The organism is Pseudomonas sp. S1_E05, assembly GCF_056337105.1.
Map to the genome: position 1 here is coordinate 1 of NZ_JBFRHM010000002.1, position 3,244 is coordinate 3,244.

A 3,244-nucleotide genomic window follows, 5' to 3' on the forward strand; every position below is an offset into this window, starting at 1 on the left:
CTGTCGAAGTTATCCTGGTACAGCCCCTCTCCGGCACCTTGCCATCGATTAACCTGGCCAACCAACTACTAACAGAGCAAAAATTAATTCTTCGTCCGGACTAAAATAAAAGACCCTTCTTGCCTTACTCCTTTACTATCAAGATCGAATGCAACAATGAAACAAAGTCGTTCGATATAAAGATATTCAATCAACGCAACCGGCAACACAATCACTGCTATTCATTGCGCCAACTGAGTGAACAAATTACCGTTCGTTGCGCCTGTGAAAGGTCCAATCTGATGTTTACTCCCATTTGAATCCAAGCGTATGCGTCAGAGTCTCCCAGCAACGCGTCGTCATCGAGCGAGTCCGTAGGGCGAGAAATCGCGCCAGCCGCGGATCTGAAATCGCAGGTGATCGCGGATGCAACCTGTATGCTTAATGTAGGTCTGAACGTAACCTATCCAAATCTGGTGGGCGAAGGTGGCTTGACCACAAAAGTTGCAGGAATGTGTCCCTCATATTCAGATGGATGTGGCCCCGGAAAACGGGCGCACTCGCCGGTCTTCTTACACTTGCGTGGCTGATGTATGGCTTCGTCAAAGCATTCGAAACTGATCGCTCACCAATTTTTCTGCGTGATCACCAGCGCATGCTTTACTGATTGAAGTTCAGAAAATGCTTGCCAACAGGACATAATGACGGATGAGCCTATTCAACGACAAAACCAAGAAGGCTGCCCTGATATGTGTGGGACCGCTGGGATGCTATGTCGCCTATCAGATCCTTTTCATCGGGCGATATCTGGACTCAGAGAAATACCCTCTCCTTACGTCCGCCTATGCGAATGGAGCGGCAGTCATAGACACAATTGGCGCGCTGATCGTCGCTGTCCTGGGCGTTTTCGTAGTGCGACGTCTTGGCGACTTCGATGAGTTCACCCCAACGCGTAAACCTCTGTCGACACTGACTCTTATGTTGATTGTGGTCGGAATTATCAGTCTGATGGCGCTTAGTATTTATCGCGTCCTTGGGACGCTTTCTCCGGAATACGTTCTTCAGGAATACCAGACCTATAACTTCAAGGCTACCGACGGCGGCGCATGGATGATTCTCGCGATGTACTCAGCTTTGTTCCTCCAGCTGATGGACATGTATTTCGGCGGCGTCACTAAAAAGAACGGTGCGATCCTGATGGTGAGCATCCTCATCGTATCCTTCAGTGGAGGCCGTGGGATACTGATCCTTTTCGCACTCATGTTCATCGTATTACTGATGTTCCAACGCGTAGGCCTCGTGAAGTTTTTGATCGCTTCGAGCCTCGCGATTGCATCAGTCGGAACGTCGTTCGTCCTCATTACAGATATGCGCGCACCAGATGATTACGGCAAGGTTGTAGTACACGGCAAAACGGTTACCGAGAAACCTGTTGAGGTTGCACCGACAGACAGCTATGAGGACCTGAATTTCAACGCCGCATTCATTTCAGAAGACGTTCTACTCGCGATTAAAAACCACGATGTTGAGCCCGGTGCCTATGCGGCTGAGGACGCACTCTTGGCTTTTGTCCCTCGTAGCCTGATGCCGAACAAGCCGATCTCCACAGCCGAAACGCGAGCAATCTATCCGGATGTCGCGAAACGTGGCACGAACATCACCTTCCCGCTCAAGGCGAATGTGCTTATGCATCTGGACGGCTGGGCATTTTATGCCGATTGGATCGTGGTGGCGATCAATGGGAGACTGATGCTTATTGGGATTTTACCGGGGCACGAAGGCGGCAAGCGATCTCTGATTTCGCCATGCTGTTCTGTGGTATTGGATTCATGCTCATCGCCAGAAGTGGGGTATTCAATGCGCGCTTACTAATTGTCGTGCCTTGCATTTCTCGCAGCGTATGCGGGTTATTGTAGGCTGCCTTCCATTCGAGGTGGCTGGACGCTTGGCGGGCAACCGCCCGGTATGAGGACCCCGTGACGCCTGCGCGAGCATCCGTACCAGCGATATCGGTTCACGACCTAGCCATTTGAAGACGCGGGATAAACCGATTCGGGGGAACCCCTATTCAGGGGGGCCTCAAGATCAATCAGCAGAAGCCGGAGTGCTCGTGCTTGTCCACACCCAGACTCATCCATGACGCCTGAGAATTGCCGAATAACGAAATGTCATCGCGCTCGCTCATATGACCGGCAGGCACTTTCGATGTGTAACCGCTGTAAATGGACACTTCGAATCGCAATGAACTGCGCAACCAGCCGACACTCTGCTGATGAAAAACCAGACTGCGAGTGCCAACAGGACACCAGCCCTCGCGCTCCCGGGCGAGTTCGGTAACCTCAAGCGCCTCGATCATCCGAATGAACTGGCAAACGCAGCGTTTGGCTTGCAATGATAGCTTTGCAACTCGAATATATGACAGGTCCGACACAATCGTCCGCTGACGAGCTGCACACTCTTCGTTCCAGCCTTTTAAAAGCACCAGAAATGCGCTGCAAGCATCTGAATGCTTTTTAGAAATAGAAGTACAGTCACCATCTTATTTTCATTGGTTAAGATGGCGCATAGTTGCGGAGATTAAAAATGCGTTACTCGCAGGATCATAAAGCCCAAACACATGAACGCATTATCAAGGAAGCATCAGCGCGATTTCGCCGGGACGGGATAGGCGCGACTGGCCTGCAACCGCTGATGAAAGCTCTAGGGTTGACTCACGGCGGTTTCTATTCGCACTTCAATTCCAAGGACGAACTGGTGGAGAAAGCCTTGCAGGCAGCCGGAGAAGAACTGGATGCGCATTGCGCCGTTTTGTTTGCTCAGGACCGCCCTCTTGAAGCGTTCATCGACAGCTACCTGTCTGAGTGGCATCAGACTTCGCCTGATCAGGGCTGCCCTCTACCGACCATGTCCTCGGAACTTGGTCTGCGCGGACGGCCAAGCTCGACCTCTGATACCGTGCTGAAAGCAAGGCTGGAACAAATACGAGGCAGCTTGGCGAGTGCAGATGCTGCCGATCAGAGCATTGTTATCATGTCTACGCTGGTCGGAGCGCTGCTGCTGTCTCGCAGTGTCGAGAATCCCGAACTGGCCCAACGGATTCTCGACGTCACCCGGTGTCACCTCAAACACTCTCAGGATTAATCCTGCCAGCGTTTGAACAATACACTGGCATTGACCCCGCCAAAACCAAAACCGTTGGAGAGCGCGTATTCGATGTCCATCTCCCGTGCCTTGCCATGCACGATATCCACACCTTCGCTAGCCC

3 protein-coding genes and 1 pseudogene are annotated in these 3,244 nt (G+C 51.9%); 2 read left to right on the forward strand and 2 right to left on the reverse strand.

Features of this window, described 5'->3' with window-relative positions; translation table 11 throughout:
• Positions 1 to 687 precede the first annotated feature (687 nt).
• Complete coding sequence (locus AB4N33_RS29170; protein ID WP_476458860.1) at positions 688 to 1,851, forward strand: hypothetical protein; 1,164 nt, start codon at positions 688 to 690, stop codon at positions 1,849 to 1,851.
• A gap of 367 nt (positions 1,852 to 2,218) precedes the next feature.
• Here the strand turns inward: AB4N33_RS29170 and AB4N33_RS29175 are convergent.
• A pseudogene (locus AB4N33_RS29175) lies at positions 2,219 to 2,381 on the reverse strand (GntR family transcriptional regulator); the annotation flags it as partial.
• A gap of 181 nt (positions 2,382 to 2,562) precedes the next feature.
• Between AB4N33_RS29175 and AB4N33_RS29180 the strand changes: the two are divergent.
• Complete coding sequence (locus AB4N33_RS29180; RefSeq protein ID WP_460117013.1) at positions 2,563 to 3,120, forward strand: TetR/AcrR family transcriptional regulator; 558 nt, start codon at positions 2,563 to 2,565, stop codon at positions 3,118 to 3,120.
• Here the strand turns inward: AB4N33_RS29180 and AB4N33_RS29185 are convergent.
• Positions 3,117 to 3,244: hypothetical protein (locus tag AB4N33_RS29185; RefSeq protein WP_476458861.1), on the reverse strand; the 128-nt coding region annotated here is incomplete at its 5' end. The genes AB4N33_RS29180 and AB4N33_RS29185 overlap by 4 nt on opposite strands.